This is a genomic window from Lentilitoribacter sp. Alg239-R112, assembly GCF_900537175.1.
Taxonomy (GTDB): domain Bacteria; phylum Pseudomonadota; class Alphaproteobacteria; order Rhizobiales; family Rhizobiaceae; genus Lentilitoribacter.
Window position 1 is genome coordinate 488,956 of sequence record NZ_LS999834.1, and the last position, 20,384, is coordinate 509,339.

A 20,384-nucleotide genomic window follows, 5' to 3' on the forward strand; every position below is an offset into this window, starting at 1 on the left:
ACTATACAATTCCTATCCGGCTGCTGACTTATTGTCTTCGTAACTCAAACTTAAACCTTTTGTTGCTGCGACAATCATATCTACATCCAAGATGAGAGCGACGCGCCCATCACCGAGAATTGTCGCTGCCGCAATACCAGGTACATTTGAATAATTTGATTCTAGGCTTTTGATCACAACTTGACGCTGTCCTTGGATACCATCCACCATCAGAGCCTGCTGACCGCCGCCCTCAGATTCCACTAGAAGCGCAACACCTTGAATAGGGTCTGCAGGTTCACTGCGGAAATTCAGGATTTGTCCAACATCGATCAACGGGCAGAACGTTTCACGAATGGAAATCAAACGCTCTTTTGCACCGAAGCCATGAACATCCGATTTTTCAGGCTGCAGTGTTTCTACAATCGCCGTCAGAGGTACAACAAGTGTTTGATCTGCAACAGATACGACCATCCCATCCAGGACGGCCAGTGTAAGTGGCAAGCTCATAGAGAAGATTGAACCCTTACCCGGTGTGGATTGAATTGATATCCGTCCACCTAGTGATTGGATGGATTTCTTCACCACATCCATGCCAACACCACGACCAGAAATATCTGATAGTGTCTCCGCGGTAGAGAAGCCAGGGTGGAAAATCAGATTATCAATTTCCTCGTCTGAGAGGTTACTTTCGGGCGTTATTAGGCCATTTTCTAGTGCTTTGCCTTTTACACGTTCACGATTAATCCCAGCGCCGTCATCTTCAATCTCAATGACAATACGGCCAGAACGGTGTTTGGCGGAAAGTTTAACAATACCTTGCGGGTCTTTACCAGCAGCTACTCGCGTTTCCGGATCTTCAAGACCATGATCAACAGAGTTGCGGATCATATGTGTTAAAGGTTCAGCCAACTTATCAATAACAGTTTTGTCGACCTCTGTGTTTTCACCTTCAGTAACAAGACGAACATTTTTATTGACCATATCGCCAATTTCGCGAACGATACGTGACATCCGTTGGAAAACAGGTTTCACAGGTTGGGCTCGAATAGCCATCACACTATCCTGAATCTCACGTGTGAGCTGGTTCAACTCATCTAGACCAAGATTAATGTTGTTTCCAGACCCACTGACCGTTTCTTCGTTTTCGCCAACACTTTGGGCCAACATTGCCTGGTTAATCACAAGCTCACCAACCAAATTGATGAGACGGTCAACACGGTCAAGTTCTACACGAATTTGCTGCGGAGGAGCCGCTGCTGCTACTTTCGGTTTTTTAGCCGTATCCTTCGGTGCTGCTGCCTTTGCAGGTACTGGCGTTGGTGCAGGTGCTGGCGTTGGTGCAGCAACAGGAGTAGGTTTTGGTGCGGCAGCCACCGGAGTGGGAGCTGGTGCAGCTACTTCTTGCGCAGTCGCAGGTTCATCATCGCCTTCAAGCATAGAAAGATCAAATGGAACTGGAACCATATCTGCACCATCATCCGCATTTGCAGATGCTGCACTTGCTTTTACTTCGAGTTTGCAATCCCATTCCGCAAATTCGAATACAGCACGTATTGCCTCTTCATCACTCTCTGTCGTTAGTGAGATGGTCCATGTAAGATAAGAATCTTCAGGATCCATGTTTTCGAGATCTGGTAAATCTTCTGTGTTACAGGCTACCTTCATCTCACCTAATGCAGCTAAGTCACGCAGAAGAAGAGCCGTATCATTACCTTTGGCATACAAACCAGCATTCGGTTTGAATTCAATTGAGAACGTATTACCCTTTGCAGGCTCATCTTCGTCGGCTGTTTCCTCATCCATGTCATCAAATGAGAATGGAACAGGTTGAAATCCGCTGTCATCTGTTGGAGCTACTGCTTCGACAACAGGCGCGGCTTCTTCAGTTACAGCCTCTACAGGGGCAGCTTCAGCAGTCGGTGCAGGTGCAGCAGCATCAGAACTATCAGAAGGTGTTTCACCATTTGCATAGGCGGCAAGGTCTTTAACTAAATCTGCTGATCTTGCGGGATCAATGGCATCGCCATCTCTTGATGCAGCAGTTATATCAGCCAGCACATCGGCTGACTTAAGCATAACTTTCATCAATCCCTCGCTCGCTTCCAATTTATTAGAGCGAACACAGTCAAGTGTCGTTTCAAAAACATGAGCAAATGCGACCAAATCATCAAGACCAAACGCACCTGCGCCACCTTTAATGGAGTGAACAGCTCTAAAAACGGCATTGACCGTTTCCGGATCATCATCACCATCGTTCATCGCAAGCAGACCTGTTTCCAGTTCTGTTAGTTGCTCTTCACATTCTTGGAAAAATATTTCCTTGATTTCTTCCATATCCATGAGGATTAAGTCCTATGCGGCTGTTGAAACTTTATGATGATTAGGCTGTGACGCGTTCGATCGCAGATACTAACTTGGCAGGATCAAATGGCTTTACAATCCAACCCGTAGCACCAGCTTGACGTGCACGGTTTTTCTTCTCATCATCGCTTTCAGTGGTTAAAACCAGAATCGGTACGGAACGATATCGGTCATTTTGGCGGACACCTTCAATGAAACCAAAACCATCGAGGCGTGGCATATTAATGTCCGTTACAATCACATCGGGATTGGATTCTTCCAATACTTCAAGACCTTCCATACCGTCTTCGGCCTGAACCGTATCAAAGCCCGCATTATTCAACGTGACCAGAAGCATATTCCTAATTGTACGCGAATCGTCCACTGTTAGTACTTTCGTTTTCATTACGCTGTCTCCTTCAAAGGCAATTCGTCGCCAGATATTCCCAGTAATTTCAGAGTGTTTTCAAAATTTTCAGACATGGCACCCACTGCAATTGAATTGCCATCCACGTCCCAAGTCTTCTTGGCGGCCATCAAAACCTGTATACATTGTGCGCCTGACTTCCTAACATCCGAAGCATCGATCTCCACCGAACTTCCCTTCAAACTGATTAACTGCTCATGCATGCTACTTGCTGCATTCAAGTCGAGGTTTTCAGGTAATTTCAAGATGTTTGATGTCTCATCACCCATAGTGATTCCTTTGCGGTTTTGTCTCATTCATATGATTAATCACACGAACCTTGACTGGCTCTGTTGTCGGCATTGGAAAAATAGGAACAGGCAGCTCGTTAAGCGCCAGACGCATTTTCATGCCGGAGAAATTCTCTAAATATCTAGCGAAGTTTCTCAACGGCACTGCAAATTTTGCTAAAGTGGCAACATAACTCCCAAGGGAAATGTTAACTTTGTTGATCATCGACATAAATGTCTGCTCCGCCCATCGCATCAATCAAGTAAATTGATAAAATCTGTTTCCGGCGCAAAAACCACTCAAAGGCGGCTTATCAAGGCAAACGCATGACAGAAGGTCAATATACTTTTCTACTGATAAAATCCGGATCTAGGCCGGCGCGAAGAAACAGCATCATGCAATTGTGTTCCGGTAAAATAGCTTCCATGAACACAAATCAACGCAGTTACAATTTTTATGGTTAATTCCTTGCCCGAAGGTTAACGGACTTGAATGATTTCTCGCCATCTAGCAATTAAACTTACATTTTTAGCCATATTCAGCACAAATTCTTGCGAAAGGCTCACGAAAGCTTGGGGCGCAACAATGATTAAGTAGGATACGACAGGAGTTATTGTTGCGTATCAGTTATATATTGGAGTTAGAACAATGAATGTTCTCATTATCTGTACTGTCGTTACAACGATCGCAATCTTAGGTGCGCTGTCGCTAAATATTGTTCTGGACTTATTCCGGTTTAAGCGAAGTTCTAAAACTTTCTGATTTATTAAGCCTAATTGGTAAGCTTAAATAAAAGTTAAGCTCTAGTGCCCACCGCCGCTTAATGCGCCTGTGCGCACGGGATAGTTAGCTGCAATTTCATAATCTGGATCGTCTTCTGAATCCACAATAAGCTGCCCTGCCTTCTCAAGCAGCCGATGGCAATCTGGAGACAAGTGTCTCAACTGAACGCTCTTGCCTTCTGCCTCATACTTTCCTGCAATTGCATCGATAGCCTGCAACGCAGATTGATCTGCGACCCGACTTCCCGCAAAATCAATTATGACAAGGTCAGGATCATTTTTTGGATCGAACAATTCCATAAAACCTACTGTTGATCCAAAAAACAATGGCCCTTCGATTTCATAGGCCTTTGCACCTTCTGCTGTTACACTCGATTTAGCCTCAATCCGCACAGCATTTGTCCATGCATAGGCAAGTGCAGAAACAATGACACCGACAACCACGGCAATGGCCAAATCAGCATAAACCGTTACAGCAGTTACAAGAATAATAACGATGGCATCCGTTAATGGAATACGGCGCAAAATCCGTAGGCTTTGCCAAGCGAACGTCCCTATAACCACCATGAACATAACTCCAACAAGTGCGGCCAATGGAATTTGTTCGATCAATGAAGATGCGAACAAGATAAACGCTAACAAAAACAATGCCGCAGATATGCCAGAAAGACGTGTGCGACCACCAGATTTTACATTGATCATTGATTGACCAATCATTGCACAACCGCCCATACCACCGAAGAAACCAGTAACAACGTTTGATGCACCCTGCGCCAGACATTCCTGGGAAGCACCGCCACGTTTATTAGTTATCTCGCCAACAAGATTCAACGTTAGCAAGCTTTCGATCAAACCAATTGCAGCTAGAATAAGCGCGTAGGGAAATATGATCTTAAGTGTATCAAGATTAAAGGGAACGGACGGAATGTGAAACTCTGGCAGGCTGCCTTTGATTGAAGCAAGATCACCAACCCTTGGCACATCAATACCAAAAGCGATAACAATGATTGCAACAATCCCAATACCGGCAAGTGGCGCAGGAACAATATTTGTTATCTTTGGAATTCCATAAATGATAGCCATTGTGAGCGCGACCAATCCCAAACTCAACAGCAATGGAATACCGGACATCCAAACTTTGACACCGTCTGGTCCGGGCACCTGAAATTGTGTCAACTGGGCGAGAAAAATAACAATTGCCAAACCGTTTACAAAACCAAGCATAACAGGGTGAGGTACAAGTCGAATAAACTTTCCTAGACGGAAGACACCTGCCAATAATTGTAAAATGCCCATTAAAACGACAGTCGCAAACAGATATTCCACACCGTGCTGCGCAACAAGCGCAACCATCACGACCGCCAATGCACCCGTTGCACCAGAAATCATGCCGGGACGACCGCCAAAAATAGCAGTTATCAATCCAACGATAAATGCAGCATATAGACCAACAAGCGGATGAACACCTGCAACAAACGCAAAAGCAACAGCTTCTGGAACCAATGCCAGCGCAACGGTTAAACCAGATAAAAGCTCTGTTTTAATCTGAACAGGTGTTAATCTAACTCTTGTTTCATCATTGTTAGAATTAGACATCAAACGATGTGCGAAGCTCGCAAGGGGTGTTCTAGCCAAGATATAACTCATTTGGATGGAGGAATTTGAACTGCTTTTAAATCGGTTTTATCCAAATTCATAGAGCATTGACTAAAATAAGCGTTATTTTCCAACTATCGATGTTTTTTAGATGCCGTTTTAAACAATCGTCCATCAATTAATGACAGTCCAAAGATGATGAAACCCATTCCAATAATCTGATCCCTGTTCAAGGTTTCACCCAATATGCTCCAACCAAGAAATATTGCGATGGGTGGAATAAGGAATGTGACGAGCGCGAGATTAGTTGCACCACTACTTTCAAGAAGTTTGAAATAAAGAAAATAGGCAAGCGCTGTCGAAAAAGTCGCAAGGCAAAAAATTGCGATAAGGCCATTTGTATCTGGCACGGTAAGTAGCCATGGCTTATCGAAAATAATCACCAAGGGTGCAAGAATTAAACTTGCAACAATCATTTGCCCTGTTGCAATTGCCATTGGCGGAACGCCCATCGTCTTAAATCTTCGTCCGAACGTGGTAGAAGATGCATAAAATAACGCCGCTGCTAAAACTGCCAACTGACCTAATATATTTGCGCCAAATGTGAATAATTCCTCAACACCAATCATGAACACAACACCTGAAAAACCAACGACCACACCAGCTAATTTATGTCGATCCATCTTCTCATCTGTTGTAAAAAAATGCGTGACTATAACTGTAAAAATCAACATTGTCGCATTGAAAATCGATGCCAAACCGGATGTGATTTGTGTTTGGCCCCACGTAATCAATAAAAATGGGATTGAGATGTTAAACAGCCCCATTATGAAAATTGAAATCAATATTTTTCTACTGATAGGAACTTTTATACGCGAGGCTTTCAGCACTATTGTGAGAATGATTGCGGAAATTCCCACCCGCAGAAAGACAACCGTTAAGGGGGGCAACTGTCCTACAGATATTTCGATAAATAGAAATGATCCTCCCCATAAAAAGGAAAGCATCAAAAGTGTACCCCATTCTTTCAAGCCCATTCACCTACCGCCCATCTTTTAAAATGCCAAAGACAAACGGTATAGCTGGATTGCAAATTTAAAACACCCGTTTATTGCAAAGCCTATCAAAAAACCCGACAGGCCCAGCCAATCGGGTTTTAAAACTCAAGATTTGGAAGTTTATTTTTTCAGCAAGTCCCGTATTTCTTCAAGAAGAACAACATCAGCAGCAGGTGCAGCAGGCTCCGCCGGTTTTTCTTCTTCTTTCTTTTTCAGATTATTGACTGCTTTTACAATCAGAAAAATAATCCAAGCTAGAATAACGAAGTTTACAGCAACTGTTAGAAAGTTACCCCATGCGAGAACAGCACCTTGCTCTCTGGCTGCGTCTAGCGAAGTTGCCGTAACATCTGCGCCCAACGGTATAAAGTAACTTGAAAAGTCCAACCCACCAAAAATTGCGCTTACAACTGGCATAATAATATCGGCCACAAGCGATTTAACGATTAAGCCGAATGCGCCACCGATAATAATACCGACCGCCATATCCATAACATTGCCTTTAGCAATGAAGTCCTTGAATTCTTTAAGCATGAGATTCTCCCCTATATCCATCACATGAAAGCTAAATTACTACAGTATTTTATGTCTTTATCAATCGCAATGCGGATATTCTCATAACTGGTTTATCTGTGAAAAGTTGAAAAAGCGCTCAAAACAAGCTTCTCGCGCAACTCTCAAACTGCTAGTTCAACATTATGAAAAAAATTGTTTATAAAATTTGCCCCGAAACTTTATGGCAGGACGCATTGGAAGAAGGTGTTTTCTCCGGCGCTCCAATTGATCTTCAAGATGGATTTATTCACTTCTCCACTGACGCACAAGCAAGGGAGACCGCAAGTAAACACTTTGCTGGACAAAACGACCTTTTACTTATCGCAATCGAGGAAGACATATTAGGTGATGCACTCAAATATGAAGTCTCTCGTAATGATGATCTATTCCCGCATCTATATGGAACATTTTCTCCTGACCAGGCTGCCTGGGTGAAACCACTTCCACTTGATGTAAATGGCAACCACATTTTTCCTGAAATTTGACCATGTTCAACCCTTATAAAGCTATTGCTCAGAAAGCCTTTTTTGCTCTCGATGCTGAAAAAGCCCACGGCTTATCAATTAAGTTTCTACAAACTGGTGCTGCTTGTGTATTTAAACCTCATCCTGATTCTCGCTTGGAACAATCAGTTGCAGGACTGAGCTTCCCCAATCCAGTTGGAATGGCCGCCGGCTACGATAAAAATGCAGATGTTCCTCTCGAAATTCTAAAACTCGGTTTTGGCTTTACCGAAGTGGGCACGATTACGCCTAAACCTCAAAGCGGCAACCCAAAACCTCGAATTTTTCGCCTCCCTACCGATGAAGCCGTTATCAATCGACTTGGCTTTAATAATGATGGACATCAAGCTGCTCTGCAAAGACTTGAAGACTTACGGGGCAACGGGCAAATAATTGGTGTGAATATCGGGGCGAACAAAGACAGTGAAGATAGAACACAGGATTATGTCTCGGGTATCGATACATTTTACAAACATGCCAGCTATTTCACGGCTAATATTTCATCGCCGAACACACCAGGCCTTCGAGATTTACAGGCGCGAGAAAGCCTTTCAGAACTTCTATCTCGTTGCATAAACAAACGTAATGAACTTGCAAAAATACATGGTAAACGCGTACCGATCTTCTTAAAAGTTGCGCCCGATCTGACACAGGAGGGCATCGACGATATCGCCGCGGAAGTCGCCGACAAGAATATTGATGGTGTAATAATCTCAAACACAACATTGTCTCGATCCGGCCTAAAAGACATGACAGTGGCGCATGAGACGGGCGGATTATCTGGCAAACCCGTTTTAACAAGATCAAATATAGTACTCGCCAAATTTCGAGAAGCGATTGGTAATAATATGCCAATAATTGGCGTGGGCGGCATTAGTGATGCAAATTCAGCGGCAGAAAAAATCCGGGCAGGAGCTGATCTTGTTCAATTATACACGGGAATGATATATCAAGGCCCGAGCATCGCGGCAAAGATCTGTCAAGGATTAAGCCGTATCTGCGACCAGCAAAGCTTGGCCAATATCAGCGATATTAGAGGTGCTAAAACCGAGTATTATTCCAATTTGGAAATCCCCAAATAGAAAATATCGCCTTTAGCCGAGCGATACGACCACATTTAGTTTATGACCATCTGGGACAAGTTGAAATGATCTGATAGCTCGGCGGCTGATCATTGCAAGACCCTCGCAAGCTTGGCGGATAGCATGCAATGCATCATCACAAGCACCTGAAAGAGCCAATTCCAAATTTTCTGAAGAATTTACATTGCTAAATGTAATGCTACGCGGTGGCGACGCATACAACTCTTTCAAGCCTTTCCGTAGTGCGAGATTGAGTGCGTATTGCGGTAGACCACCAGCACTAAAATCAGTTACGATCACCTCACCATTATCTGTGCGTTGAAAACGTACCCAAAACAATGGATCAATTTTTGAGATAATTTTAACAGAAAAATCGTCAGTTTCAGCAACTAAACTATCGCTTGCCGCTTTGACCTTGACTTCTTGAAGGCTAATAATTGTTGCCGACATAACATACTCACATACAATATACTCTTAACACTTTTTTAACTATATAAGAGCGTTCAGATTTTGCAAGCCGTGTTGTCGCATAGATGATAATTTGGGTTAATTATTAAGCTCCGTGGTTTCGGGAGTTTCAATATACGTTTTCATATGTAAAATAGGTTCGAGAAAATAATGGATTTCAGAATATGGCAGTTACAGCGCAAGACGTAGCAGATAAAGCAGGCGTATCAAGATCAGCAGTTTCTAGAGCATTTACACCCGGTGCGTCGGTATCTGCGCGGATGCGAAAACGTGTTGAGGATGTTGCAAATGAGCTGGGTTATCGACCAAATGTTCTTGCCAGCAGTTTAACAACCCGGCGCACTAAGCTCATTGGGCTGGTTTCTGACAATTTCCAAAACCCACTTTTTCTTGATGTCTTTGATTTATTTTCGCGCGGGCTTCAAGAACGAGGCCTTAGACCACTGTTAGTTAACCTTTCAGGCGAACGTGATCCAGAAAACTCGATTAATTTGTTACGCCAGTATTCCGTAGATGGTGTCATTGTTGCATCATCCACTTTAGCACCGGGATTTGCAAAGGCATTCACAGATGAGGGTATTCCAGTTGTGCATTCTTTCGGGCGTCATGCGCCATCTCCTCAAACAACTATAGTTGGAATTGATAATATTGAATGCGGACGGATGGCGGCACGAGCCTTGATTGAACGAGGTTATAAGAGTGTTGGTTTCATGGGCGGCCCAGAACTAGCCAGTTCAACACAAGACCGGGTGACAGGTTTTCGCGAAGAACTTGCAAAACACCCTCATATCAATGTCAAACACTCTTATGCAGGCGCCTATTCATTTGATGCTGGTCGCAAAGAAATGCAACGGCTTTTGGAAGGTCAATTGCAAGAGGCCTATTTCTGTGGCGATGATGTTTTGTCCGTGGGAGCGATCAGCGCAGTAACGGAAGCCGGCTTTAAAGTGCCAGATGATGTCGGTTTCATCGGACTGAACGATATGGAAATGGCTGGCTGGCAGAATATCAATCTTACGACCATTCGGCAGCCGGTAGTTGATATTATTAACTCCTCACTGGAGCAAATGGTTAATATGCTTGTTGATCCCGATCAAGTTCATCAGGCTTTAATTTTCCCATGTGAAATTATTGAGCGTGGAACGCTGCGAGCTAAAACATAAACCGTAGCGTTCCACATTTTCTTATCTGAACATCGGCGGACGCGCATCTAGCCATTTTCCGTCTTGTTTGCCGGATTCAGCAACGGCAACAACAGCTGCCATTGACCGCAAACCATCCTCAGCGCGAGGGTATAGATTTGCTGCTGGGTCCATATCTCGGTTTTCCTTTTGTGCATTGATGGCTTCAGCTAAATCCTTGTAGATATTGGCAAAAGCTAACGGCATACCCTCCGCATGACCAATGGTTACGCGAGTTGATCTGTCTGCTTCTGGAGAAAGGTTTGCTTCACCACGCTCGATAACCTGAAGACGCTCGCCAAGCGGCATATAGTAAAGTTGATTTGGCTGTTCTTGGCTCCAGCGCAATCCGCCTGTTTCCCCGAATACCTGGATTCCCAAACCGTGTTGGCGACCAATTGCTATCGAAGATGTCCAAAGACGACCGACGGTTCCACCATCCATACGGAAATTGACCATTGCGTCATCCTCCAAAGTGCGCACAGGAAGGCAAGAGACAATATCAGCGGACAGTTTTTCAACCTCTTGACCTGTAACGAAACTAGCCATGTGCATGGCATGAATTCCACAATCGGCAAACTGAGCTGAAACGCCAGCCTGTGCAGGATCATAACGCCAACGAACACGTGGATTATCCGCATCAGCCGCATCGGCATGGTGGCCATGCGCGAATTCTGTATTGACCAAACGAACCTTGCCAATATCACCGCGAGCGATCATAGCCTTCATATGGCGCACAAGAGAATAACCAGTGTAGCCATAGTTTACTGCACAGATTTTCCCGGCAGCTTTAGCCGTGCGAACGATATCTTCGCCTTCTTCCACAGTCATGGTCATCGGCTTTTCACAAAGCACATTAAAACCAGCCTTCAGAAAGGCTTTTGTGATCTCATAATGTGTTGAGTTTGGTGTTGCAACAGTGACCAAATCAACACGGTCATCACGGCCTTTTTCGCCCGCGAGCATATCTTGCCACGAACCGTAAGACCGGTCACTTGCAAGGCCCAAACGTTGACCATACTCACGGCCTTCTTCGGGTCTGTGGTCAAGTGCACCGGCGGTAAATTCAAACTCACTATCAAGACCAGAACCTAATCTGTGTGCTGGCCCAATTTGACTGCCTTCGCCGCCACCGATCATGCCCCATTTTAACTTTGTCATTTTAAGCTTCCTCGCTAAAACCAATTGACGCCAAGTATGCTCGATTGTCTCTTGCATCCCCCACGGGATCATTTTCAAGGGTTGGATCGATATCTTGCTCGACTGTACACCAACCTGAAAAATCATTATCTCTCAATATTTTATGCACAGCAGGAAAATCAACATCACCTTGACCAAGTTTACAGAAAATACGTTGGCCACATGCATCATAAAAATCAGTTCTATTCTTGACCACATCAGCTTTTACAGCTGGATCAATATCTTTGAAATGCATATAGGAGATACGGTCAATATGGCGCTCCATAAAAGCAACAGGGTCAAACCCGGCATAAGAATGATGGCCCGTATCAAAACAAATTTTCAGAATTTTTTCATCAACTTCTGAAAGCAATCGTTCAAGCTCAGGCTCAAAATCCAAAAACCCACCCGCATGGGCATGAATGCCGACGGTCAGGCCATATTCTTCGCTACCCATTTTTGCAATTTCAGCAATACGATCACGAAAACCTGCCCATTCAGCCTGGCCCATTTGTACCGCTTCATCAGCGCGGCCGGCAGTTGGTGCTCTACGGGGAGAAATTGAATCAATAATAACCAGGTGCTCAGCACCATGCGCCTTCAACGCTTGGCAAGTTCGCACAGATGCATCTTTAACGTCATCCCATGCGTTCACATCATGAAACGGGCGGAAAATAACGCCGCCAATCAATGATAACTCATTTTGCGCTAGCGCATCACCAAGAATACTAGGGTCTTCTGGCATAAAACCAACAGGACCAAGTTCAATACCTTTATATCCTGCATCAGCGTTATCTTTTAGAACGCTTTGCCATGTTGGATTACGCGCATCATCAGCAAATTCCACACCCCATGAACAAGGTGCATTTCCAATCTGAATTGTCACAATTATAGCCTCTTATAAATTAGAATTCATCAACATTAAGCCACTTTTTCTCAGCAGCTGATTCAATTGCAGTTGCAACCACTTTCGCGACATCTAGCCCATCCTTAAATGTTGGCCAGACAGCCTCGCGTTTGTCGATTGCTTCGAGGAAGTCTTTCGCCTCGATAATAATTTGATCTTGATAACCGGTGCCATGACCAGGCCCTTGGCAGAAGGGCAAATAATCAGGGTGTTCCGGTCCAGTCAATATCTTTTTAAACCCTTGATGGGCGTTTGGATCGTCCATCTTATATAGCCAAACTGCATTTTGATCTTCTTGATCAAACCGAATTGCACCCTTTGTGCCGGTAATTTCATATGCGTAGCCCATCTTACGACCAGCAGCTACTCGACTTGAGTATATATGACCCATCACGCCACTTTTAAAACGGACCATCATTTGCGCATGATCATCGTTTGTCACATCTTCCAGCGCGCCTGTTGTTTCATTTTTTCGCTGTTTAAATACCGTTTCAACATCAGCCATAAGGCTTTCAACAGGGCCCATCAGTGCAAGTGCGGCATTGATAATATGCGGCGCTAAATCACCCATATTGCCGTTTGCCATGCCTTTAGTCCGCCAATTTGCAGGTTGATCAGGGTCAGCTAGAAAATCCTCAGTATGCTCACCTCTAAACCAAGTAACATCACCAATAACACCATCTTTTAAGAGCTGGCGGACAAATTGCGATGCGGGCGTGCGAATATAATTATATGCCACCATGTTGGTCACGCCGGAACTTTCAGCAAGCTCAACCATTTTACGGCTTTCGGCGAGGGACGCCCCCATCGGCTTCTCACATAGAACAGGTTTCCCAAGCGCAAATGCTGCTTCCGCAACTTTCAAATGCGTGCTTTGGGGAGATGCAATGATTATTGCTTCCACAGCAGGATCATTGACCAACTCATTCCAATCACTTGTCGCTCGAGCAAAACCATAGGCTTTTCTGTATCTCTCAGCGGATGAAGCGGATGTTGCACACACCATTTCAAGTTTTGGGCGAAGATTTGTTTCAAATATAGCGCCGACAGAAGACATGGCAACAGCATGTGCTTTGCCCATATATCCTCCACCAACAATACCTATTCCGATTTTGGGCACTGTATTTCCTCCTCATTTCCGCACGAGATTTGCACGCGGTTGCAAAATCCATATCACTAGTCCCGGCGTCTGGTCAATAAGCCTATTGTCAAGAATTGAATATTTATGCTCTAGTGAAATTCAAATATGCAGACAACTGACCAATAATGCGCAGGTTAGGAAAGCTCAATGGGTTTGAAATCAAAGATAAAAGCAGTCATTTTCGATGCCTATGGCACACTTTTTGATGTCTACTCAGTTGCGACCCTTGCCGATGAAATTTTCCCTGGCAAGGGAGAGGAAATTGCCAAAATTTGGCGCGAACGGCAAATTGATTACACTCGTATTAGAACGCTTTGCAACCAATATATAGACTTCCGGAAAGTTACTGAAGATGCTTTGATATTTTCCTGTGCTAGCCTTGAACTAAGCCTATCTAACACGAACAAAAATCGGTTGATGGATCAATATGATCACCTCAATGCTTTTCCTGAAAACTTAGCGGTATTGGATCAATTAAAATCTTTAGAACTAAAGCTCGGCATCCTATCTAATGGTACTATGGGGATGATTGATGGAGCTACAAAAAGTGCGGGAATGGACGGATATTTTGATCACATTCTGACCGTTGAACATGTGAAGAAATATAAAACCGCACCAGAAGTCTATCAACTCGGACCTGATGCATTTGATCTAGATACATCACAAATTTTGTTCGTCTCGTCAAATTGCTGGGATGCTTGCGGCGCAACCTGGTTTGGGTATCAAACCCTATGGATCAATCGAGCAGATATGCCTGTTGAAGTTTTGGGCGTTGAGCCTTGTGCCATTGGTAAAAAGCTCGACGCCGTTCTAGATTATCTTAGTTGAGACAATAAAATTCGGTCTGAAAGACCAAAGCTTCCACCCTCAAAGCGACCAGATGCGATGAGTAATTGATATGCTGCCCAATAAGCTGATGTTTTTGTATCCGAAGCATCTATGCGCGCTTGCGCTAGAATCTGTTTTTGCTCTAGCACTTTATCGAGCGTTCCGACGCCTTTTTCGTATTTAACAGCTTCAGATTTTGCCACTTTACGTAAGTAGTTTACCCGCGAATTAGCTAATCCTACTTGTTTAACTGCAGATTGGTATTCCCGCGATAAAGATCTTACTGACAATTCCACATTCCGTCGCGTATCCGATGCCTGATACGATGCTAATTGCGCGCGTTCCTTGGCTTCTGAAATATCTGCAACTGTCGCCAAATCAACTAAAGGCATTGTTAAACGTACGCCAACTTCCCAGTCAGTTGTTTGTTTTGATTTTGTATAAGTGCCCAATGCTACATCATGCTGCCCATACAAGCTGACCTGTGGCAGGTAGCCACCAATAGCGGAACGGCTCGCAAAACGTTGAGCAGTTGCAGTATGTTTGGCAGCCATTAATGTTGGGTCAGATATGATAGCCTGCGCGACAAGCTCATTCTCCGTGGATTGAATTAGTTTCTTGAGAGCAGGTAGTTTTGGTGTTTTATCAACAGGGGCACCAATTAGACTCTCTAATTGTGCCTTGATTTGATTTCGAGTGCTGATGCTGCCTTCGCGCTGGCGACGCAAACTAGCTAAATTAGCTTGTACATATGCAATATCAGCTGCACTCGCAAACCCCTGTTTCTCGCGGTTCCTTACCGCAGTCAGAAGCCTCTTTAAACTGCCCACATTCTCGCCCAACAATGCAACGGTTTGTTGGGCCTGATTAAATTGAAGCAATGCGGATATAACCTGACTCGCAACTTGATTGCGAACAGCTTTTGCACGCCCCAAAGCTGCTTTACGATTGCTTTTAGCTGCTTTGAGGGCAAAATGACGCCTTCCACTCGTGAAAATGGGAAGATTAAGTGAGAATTTCAACTCGGATGTTTCTTGCCCATGTGGAATAGTACCCAAACGCAATCCTGCACGTGATACATCAACTGACATACTAATCACAGGTGTATAGCTTGCAAGTTCTTTCCAAATTCTAATCTGCGCGATCTTAACTTCACTCTTGGATACGTCAATGGCATCGCTAGAAGCAATCGCATTGGTTATCAAACCTCGCATTTCTAAGCCGATCAAACCGCTTTTTTCTGCAGTCTTGCCAAATTCATTGGAACTTGTAAGCGTAGCAATCGAACCGACAACTTCTTTAGTTGGGAGAAACTTGTCCGACTTGTTTGGTTTGTAAGGTTTAAAACTTCCTCTCGTTTCAGACCGAGTTGGTTTAAAAATATTAAGAATACCCCTTAGCCCTTCTGACGGCTTCTTCATCTGTGTAGCCTGAGGTACAGTGGCACTTGCATCGGGGTCAGCGTCCACGAATACTGATGAAGAAAAAAACAAGGCCAAAGTGAGTGCCACGCGTAAATTATGCTGGCGCATGTTTACCTCCCCTTAAAGCAACATGACGCAAATTCTCCAGTCTTACGACACACAAAAGCCCTCTAGGAGCAGATATAGACTGCTGCTGCGAGTTTATATTTTTAGGGTGTTGGCGTTCGGGTGCCCAAAACACAAGCATAACTTACTCCACGTTCTCACCAAAACTTAAAAGAACATGGTTAATAAGTCTTTAGGATTTCACCTTAGTTTGACCGGTGGATGTAAAATATCTGAACATCTTATAACAAACGATTATCAAGCTACGTTCTGATATGCAGATTTAATTTTGCGAGGTAAAATCATCGTAAGTGATATTCCCCTGATACCCATAAAAATATTGAGGGCAACCCAGAGCCCATGATTTTCCCAATATGTTGCCAAAATCAATGAACTGATTATGAAAACTGCGAGTGAAAGAAGCATCATATTACGCATATCTTGCGACCATGTAGCACCGATATAGACCCCATCCATCTGAAATGCGACAACGCCCGTAAAAGCTATCAACGCAGCCCAAAGATAATAGGTTTTCGCAATTCGTCGAACATCCTCTTCCGTTGTGATGATATCGATAAGTACGTTACCAAAAATCCAAAAGAAGACAAAAAGCACTCCTGCTAGAATGAAACTCCAAATGACAGTCAGCTTAATAGCTTTTATGAACGCTGGCTTATAATTGGCACCTATTGATCTACCTGCAAGTTGCTCAGCTGCTGTTGCAATACCATCCAAAAAATATCCAGCAATCATAACGAAATTGATCAATATAGCATTTGCTGCGAGCGTTTGATCGCCAAACTGGCCACCTTGCCGAGTAAACCATGCAAAAGCAGTCACCAGCGCAAAACTACGAATCATGATATCGCCATTGAGCGACATTAATTTCCTGAATTCTTGGCCATCAATAATTCGTAAAAAACTTGGTTTCGCTTCTGGCAAAAACTTAGATACAACAACAACTAAACCGATCAATACGCCAAAATATTCTGCGATTACAGTTGCCCAAGCTACACCTTCTAACCCCCAACCTAAATTAAGACCAAGGAAGATGGAAAGAGCAATATTAGTAACATATAAAACCAGCTGCAGAAACAGGCCTAAACGCCCCTTGCCCTGACCAAGAACATAACCAAGAACTGCATAATTCATCAGCGTAGCAGGAGCTGATAATATTCGTATATCAAAGTAACGTGTTGCGGCATCAGATACGTTGGCGCTGGCATCCATGACAACAAGTCCGAGTGTTAGTATGGCGTTCTGAAAGATTATCAGAACTATCCCAAGCACGATGGCTATTGCACTGGAGCGCCAAAATGTGGCTTGTTGCTCCATCTCATCTCCACGCCCAAAACTTTGTGCCACAAGGCCAGTTGTTGCCGATCTTAGAAAATTAAAGGTGCCAAAAATCAGGTCGAATATAATGACAGATATTGCAAGGCCGCCCAACAGAGCAGCGCTTCCAAGTTGACCAACTACTGCTACATCAACAAGACCAAGCAGGGGCGTTGTCAAAAACGCCAGCGTCATGGGTAAAGCTATTGAAAAGACGAGCTTATTTGTGACCTCAAACGGACGAATTTCGGCTCTGTTTTTTTGATGAGGCGCGCTCATCTGTTATCAACGATTACGATAGTTCAGGATACGTAATAAAATGAATACAGGAATAACCACCGCTGCTCCGAGAGCTAAATACTCGCCAAATCTGCCTAATGCGGCAAAGCCTTGGTGCCAAATACGGATGATAAAGTCTCTTATACCGTAAAAAATATCAAAGGGTGACCAGTCCATAGCGGCCATCACAACACCAACCACAAAAGATATAACGAGCAACTTAATAATTGTCCGACCGATTGAATCACCTAAAAATTGGTCTACTTTTCCAGACATGCAACTCTCCATTTGTGAGGTAGTTATGACATAACTATGCGGCAGAAATTGTTCAAGTCTTTTCGCCAAAGAATAAAGCTTACTTCTTTGAAATGATGTGGCTTGCATGTTGCTCAAAGCCGACCTAGATTCTGGTTCCATGAAATCGCGATTCCATTTATATGACCCAACTTAAGGGCCAATTACCAAAAATATTCGATGACTGGTTTGCCGACCAGAATTGGCAACCCCGTCCGCATCAATTGCAATTGTTGAAAAATGCCCAAGATGGACTTTCAACACTGTTAATAGCTCCGACAGGCGCAGGTAAAACTTTGGCAGGTTTCTTGCCTTCATTGGTGGATCTGGCATCTCGCGAGCGAGCCAAGCCAGAAAAACAAAAAACTAGATTACACACATTGTATGTCTCGCCACTCAAAGCACTTGCGGTAGATATCGAGCGAAATCTGGATCGCCCCGTTTCAGGAATGGGATTGGACATTCGCACAGAAACCAGAACGGGCGATACACCGCAACATAAACGGCAACGACAAAAACTTAACCCGCCTGACATATTGCTCACCACACCAGAACAGATCTCGTTACTTTTAGCCAATGGACAAGCCAATGACTTCTTCAAAGGCCTTAAATACATTATTTTCGATGAACTTCATTCACTTGTTATATCTAAACGCGGGCATTTATTGGCGCTTGCTCTGTCGCGTTTGCGTGTTCATGCACCTAATATGCAAACAATTGGATTATCCGCAACTGTTGCCAACCCCTTAGATTTGCAGAAATGGCTTGCACCACAAAACTCTGAAGAAAACAATTTAGCTCAGAAGATAGTTGTCGAAGGCGGAGCTAAACCCAACATTTCGATCTTAAAATCAAAGGAGCGTATTCCTTGGTCTGGTCATACAGCCCGATATGCAATGAGCGAGGTTTATGAGGAAATTAAAGCCCATAGAACCACGCTTTTATTTGTAAACACACGCAGCCAGGCTGAAATGTTGTTTCAGGAACTTTGGACAATCAACGACGACAATTTGCCTATTGCGCTTCATCACGGCTCACTTGATACAAATCAGCGACGCAAAGTGGAGGCGGCCATGGCTAATGACGCTTTACAAGCTGTCGTTGCAACCTCGACGCTTGATCTGGGGATCGACTGGGGTGACGTTGACCTTGTTATTCACATCGGCGCACCAAAAGGTGCTAGCCGCCTTGCCCAGCGCATTGGGCGGTCAAATCACCGAATGGATGAACCAAGTAAAGCGATATTGGTACCAGCAAATCGGTTTGAGGTAATGGAATGTCAAGCTGCGCTGAATGCAAATTATCTGGGTGCACAAGATACACCGCCGCTTCAACAAGGCGCATTCGATGTACTTGCACAGCATATTCGCGGAATGGCATGCGCTGCACCCTTTTCGGACGAGGCGCTCTATAGTGAGGTGATTACATCTGCACCCTATCATAATCTGCCAAAGGATATTTTCAAACGGATCCTAGAATTTGTCGCAACAGGCGGCTACGCACTCAAAACCTATGAAAGATATGCGAGAATTAGGAAGACAGAAGAGGGTCTGTGGCGGATATCAAACCCAAAAATTGCTCAACAATATCGCCTCAATATCGGCACAATTATTGAAGCTCCGATGTTAAATGTTAGGCTTGTTTCAAAGCGAAAAAATGGATCTTTTGGGCGTGGTGGTCCCTCATTGGGCAAAATTGAAGAATACTTTCTTGAGGCGCTAACCCCCGGTGATACATTTCTCTTTAGTGGTAAAGTCCTGAAATTTGAAGGTATTCGCGAAAACGAATGTCTTGCCTCGAAAACCTTCGATGATTCACCTAAAATTCCGGCCTATGCGGGGGGTAAATTTCCTCTCTCGACCTATCTTGCCGAACAAGTTCGTAAGATGCTGGCCGAACCAAAGGAATGGGAGAAACTTCCCATTCAAGTACGAGAATGGCTTCAGTTACAAAAGAAGTATTCAATACTCCCCAGCCGCAATGAACTTTTACTGGAAACATTTCCGCGTCAGGAAAAGCACTACATGGTTATCTATCCGTTTGAAGGTCGTCTGGCTCATCAGACGCTTGGCATGCTTCTAACACGTCGTCTTGAACGGATGCATGCAAAACCACTGGGGTTTGTTGCTACAGATTATGCACTAGCCATTTGGGCTTTTGATGATATTGGCGCGCGTATGACGAATGGCACGATCCAATTATCTGAATTATTCCATGAAGATATGTTAGGAGATGACTTAGAAGCGTGGCTTGATGAATCATGGCTCCTTAAACGCACATTTCGAAATTGTGCTGTCATTTCAGGTCTGATAGAGCGCAGGCACCCAGGACAAGAAAAAACAGGCAGACAAGTGACCATATCTGCGGATTTGATTTATGATGTGCTGCGAAGCCATGAACCTGATCATATATTACTGCAAGCAACTCGCGAAGATGCCGCCACAGGACTGTTGGATATCAGAAGGTTAAGTGATATGTTAGCGCGTATAAAAGGACATATTCTGCACCAAAAGCTTGATCAAATTTCTCCGCTCGCAGTCCCTATCATGCTGGAGATAGGTCGTGAGCCTATAAATGGCGAAGCGCAGGAAAGCATACTTGCAGAAGCAGCGGACGATTTTTTGAAAGAGCTAGGCGGCAGTATTTGA

Annotated in this window: 19 protein-coding genes; 5 read left to right on the forward strand and 14 right to left on the reverse strand. The window is 44.1% G+C overall.

The features are described 5' to 3' along the window. Positions 1–12: 12 nt before the first annotated feature. The 7 genes from G3W54_RS15665 to mscL form a co-directional block, all read right to left on the reverse strand. Positions 13–2,322, reverse strand: coding sequence for a chemotaxis protein CheA (locus G3W54_RS15665; protein WP_162654206.1), 2,310 nt, complete (start codon positions 2,320–2,322; stop codon positions 13–15). 40 nt (positions 2,323–2,362) lie between these two features. Beyond that, positions 2,363–2,728: a response regulator gene (locus G3W54_RS15670; RefSeq protein ID WP_162654207.1), complete on the reverse strand. Its 366-nt coding sequence runs from the start codon at positions 2,726–2,728 to the stop codon at positions 2,363–2,365. After that, entirely contained in the window at positions 2,728–3,018 is a 291-nt protein-coding gene (locus tag G3W54_RS15675; protein ID WP_162654208.1) for an STAS domain-containing protein, read from the reverse strand. Before G3W54_RS15675 ends, G3W54_RS15670 begins: the two co-directional genes overlap by 1 nt. Then, complete coding sequence (locus tag G3W54_RS15680) at positions 3,011–3,250, reverse strand: hypothetical protein (RefSeq protein WP_162654209.1); 240 nt, start codon at positions 3,248–3,250, stop codon at positions 3,011–3,013. The genes G3W54_RS15675 and G3W54_RS15680 overlap by 8 nt, the downstream gene beginning before the upstream one ends. Positions 3,251–3,822: 572 nt before the next feature. After that, positions 3,823–5,397 carry a SulP family inorganic anion transporter gene (locus G3W54_RS15685; RefSeq protein ID WP_162654459.1) on the reverse strand — a complete coding sequence of 525 codons (1,575 nt, stop codon included), beginning with the start codon at positions 5,395–5,397 and terminating at the stop codon, positions 3,823–3,825. Between the two features lie 134 nt (positions 5,398–5,531). Next, positions 5,532–6,434 carry a DMT family transporter gene (locus tag G3W54_RS15690; RefSeq protein WP_197742879.1) on the reverse strand — a complete coding sequence of 301 codons (903 nt, stop codon included), beginning with the start codon at positions 6,432–6,434 and terminating at the stop codon, positions 5,532–5,534. A gap of 141 nt (positions 6,435–6,575) precedes the next feature. Continuing rightward, positions 6,576–6,989, reverse strand: a complete 414-nt coding sequence (gene mscL, locus G3W54_RS15695) for a large conductance mechanosensitive channel protein MscL (protein ID WP_162654210.1) — start codon at positions 6,987–6,989, stop codon at positions 6,576–6,578. A gap of 164 nt (positions 6,990–7,153) precedes the next feature. Here mscL and G3W54_RS15700 point away from each other — a divergent pair, with 164 nt between their 5' ends. Both G3W54_RS15700 and G3W54_RS15705 read left to right on the forward strand, forming a co-directional pair. Beyond that, positions 7,154–7,495, forward strand: coding sequence for a DUF952 domain-containing protein (locus tag G3W54_RS15700; protein WP_162654211.1), 342 nt, complete (start codon positions 7,154–7,156; stop codon positions 7,493–7,495). Positions 7,496–7,497: 2 nt separating this feature from the next. Then, entirely contained in the window at positions 7,498–8,595 is a 1,098-nt protein-coding gene (locus G3W54_RS15705; protein ID WP_162654212.1) for a quinone-dependent dihydroorotate dehydrogenase, read from the forward strand. 12 nt (positions 8,596–8,607) lie between these two features. Here the strand turns inward: G3W54_RS15705 and G3W54_RS15710 are convergent, their stop codons facing one another. Then, positions 8,608–9,045, reverse strand: coding sequence for a hypothetical protein (locus G3W54_RS15710; RefSeq protein WP_162654213.1), 438 nt, complete (start codon positions 9,043–9,045; stop codon positions 8,608–8,610). A 182-nt stretch (positions 9,046–9,227) separates the two neighbouring features. On the opposite strand from G3W54_RS15710, the gene G3W54_RS15715 reads away from it, so the two are divergent. Next, positions 9,228–10,226, forward strand: a complete 999-nt coding sequence (locus G3W54_RS15715) for a LacI family DNA-binding transcriptional regulator (RefSeq protein ID WP_162654214.1) — start codon at positions 9,228–9,230, stop codon at positions 10,224–10,226. 21 nt (positions 10,227–10,247) lie between these two features. On the opposite strand, the gene G3W54_RS15720 is transcribed toward G3W54_RS15715, so the two are convergent. Genes G3W54_RS15720 through G3W54_RS15730 form a run of 3 tightly spaced genes read right to left on the reverse strand, consistent with a single transcriptional unit; the run spans position 10,248 to position 13,450 of the window. After that, positions 10,248–11,405: a Gfo/Idh/MocA family oxidoreductase gene (locus G3W54_RS15720; protein WP_162654215.1), complete on the reverse strand. Its 1,158-nt coding sequence runs from the start codon at positions 11,403–11,405 to the stop codon at positions 10,248–10,250. 1 nt (position 11,406) lies between these two features. Then, positions 11,407–12,309: a TIM barrel protein gene (locus G3W54_RS15725; RefSeq protein WP_162654216.1), complete on the reverse strand. Its 903-nt coding sequence runs from the start codon at positions 12,307–12,309 to the stop codon at positions 11,407–11,409. Between the two features lie 19 nt (positions 12,310–12,328). Continuing rightward, positions 12,329–13,450, reverse strand: a complete 1,122-nt coding sequence (locus G3W54_RS15730; RefSeq protein WP_162654217.1) for a Gfo/Idh/MocA family oxidoreductase — start codon at positions 13,448–13,450, stop codon at positions 12,329–12,331. Positions 13,451–13,618: 168 nt separating this feature from the next. Between G3W54_RS15730 and G3W54_RS15735 the strand changes: the two genes are divergently transcribed. Continuing rightward, positions 13,619–14,299, forward strand: a complete 681-nt coding sequence (locus G3W54_RS15735; RefSeq protein WP_162654218.1) for a haloacid dehalogenase type II — start codon at positions 13,619–13,621, stop codon at positions 14,297–14,299. Here G3W54_RS15735 and G3W54_RS15740 read toward each other — a convergent pair. The 3 genes from G3W54_RS15740 to G3W54_RS15750 form a co-directional block, all read right to left on the reverse strand. After that, entirely contained in the window at positions 14,287–15,831 is a 1,545-nt protein-coding gene (locus tag G3W54_RS15740; RefSeq protein ID WP_162654219.1) for a TolC family protein, read from the reverse strand. The genes G3W54_RS15735 and G3W54_RS15740 overlap by 13 nt on opposite strands. Before the next feature lie 255 nt (positions 15,832–16,086). After that, complete coding sequence (locus G3W54_RS15745; protein WP_162654220.1) at positions 16,087–17,442, reverse strand: MATE family efflux transporter; 1,356 nt, start codon at positions 17,440–17,442, stop codon at positions 16,087–16,089. A 6-nt stretch (positions 17,443–17,448) separates the two neighbouring features. Next, complete coding sequence (locus G3W54_RS15750) at positions 17,449–17,718, reverse strand: DUF6460 domain-containing protein (RefSeq protein ID WP_162654221.1); 270 nt, start codon at positions 17,716–17,718, stop codon at positions 17,449–17,451. Positions 17,719–17,879: 161 nt separating this feature from the next. On the opposite strand from G3W54_RS15750, the gene G3W54_RS15755 reads away from it, so the two are divergent. Further along, positions 17,880–20,384 carry a ligase-associated DNA damage response DEXH box helicase gene (locus G3W54_RS15755; protein ID WP_162654222.1) on the forward strand — a complete coding sequence of 835 codons (2,505 nt, stop codon included), beginning with the start codon at positions 17,880–17,882 and terminating at the stop codon, positions 20,382–20,384.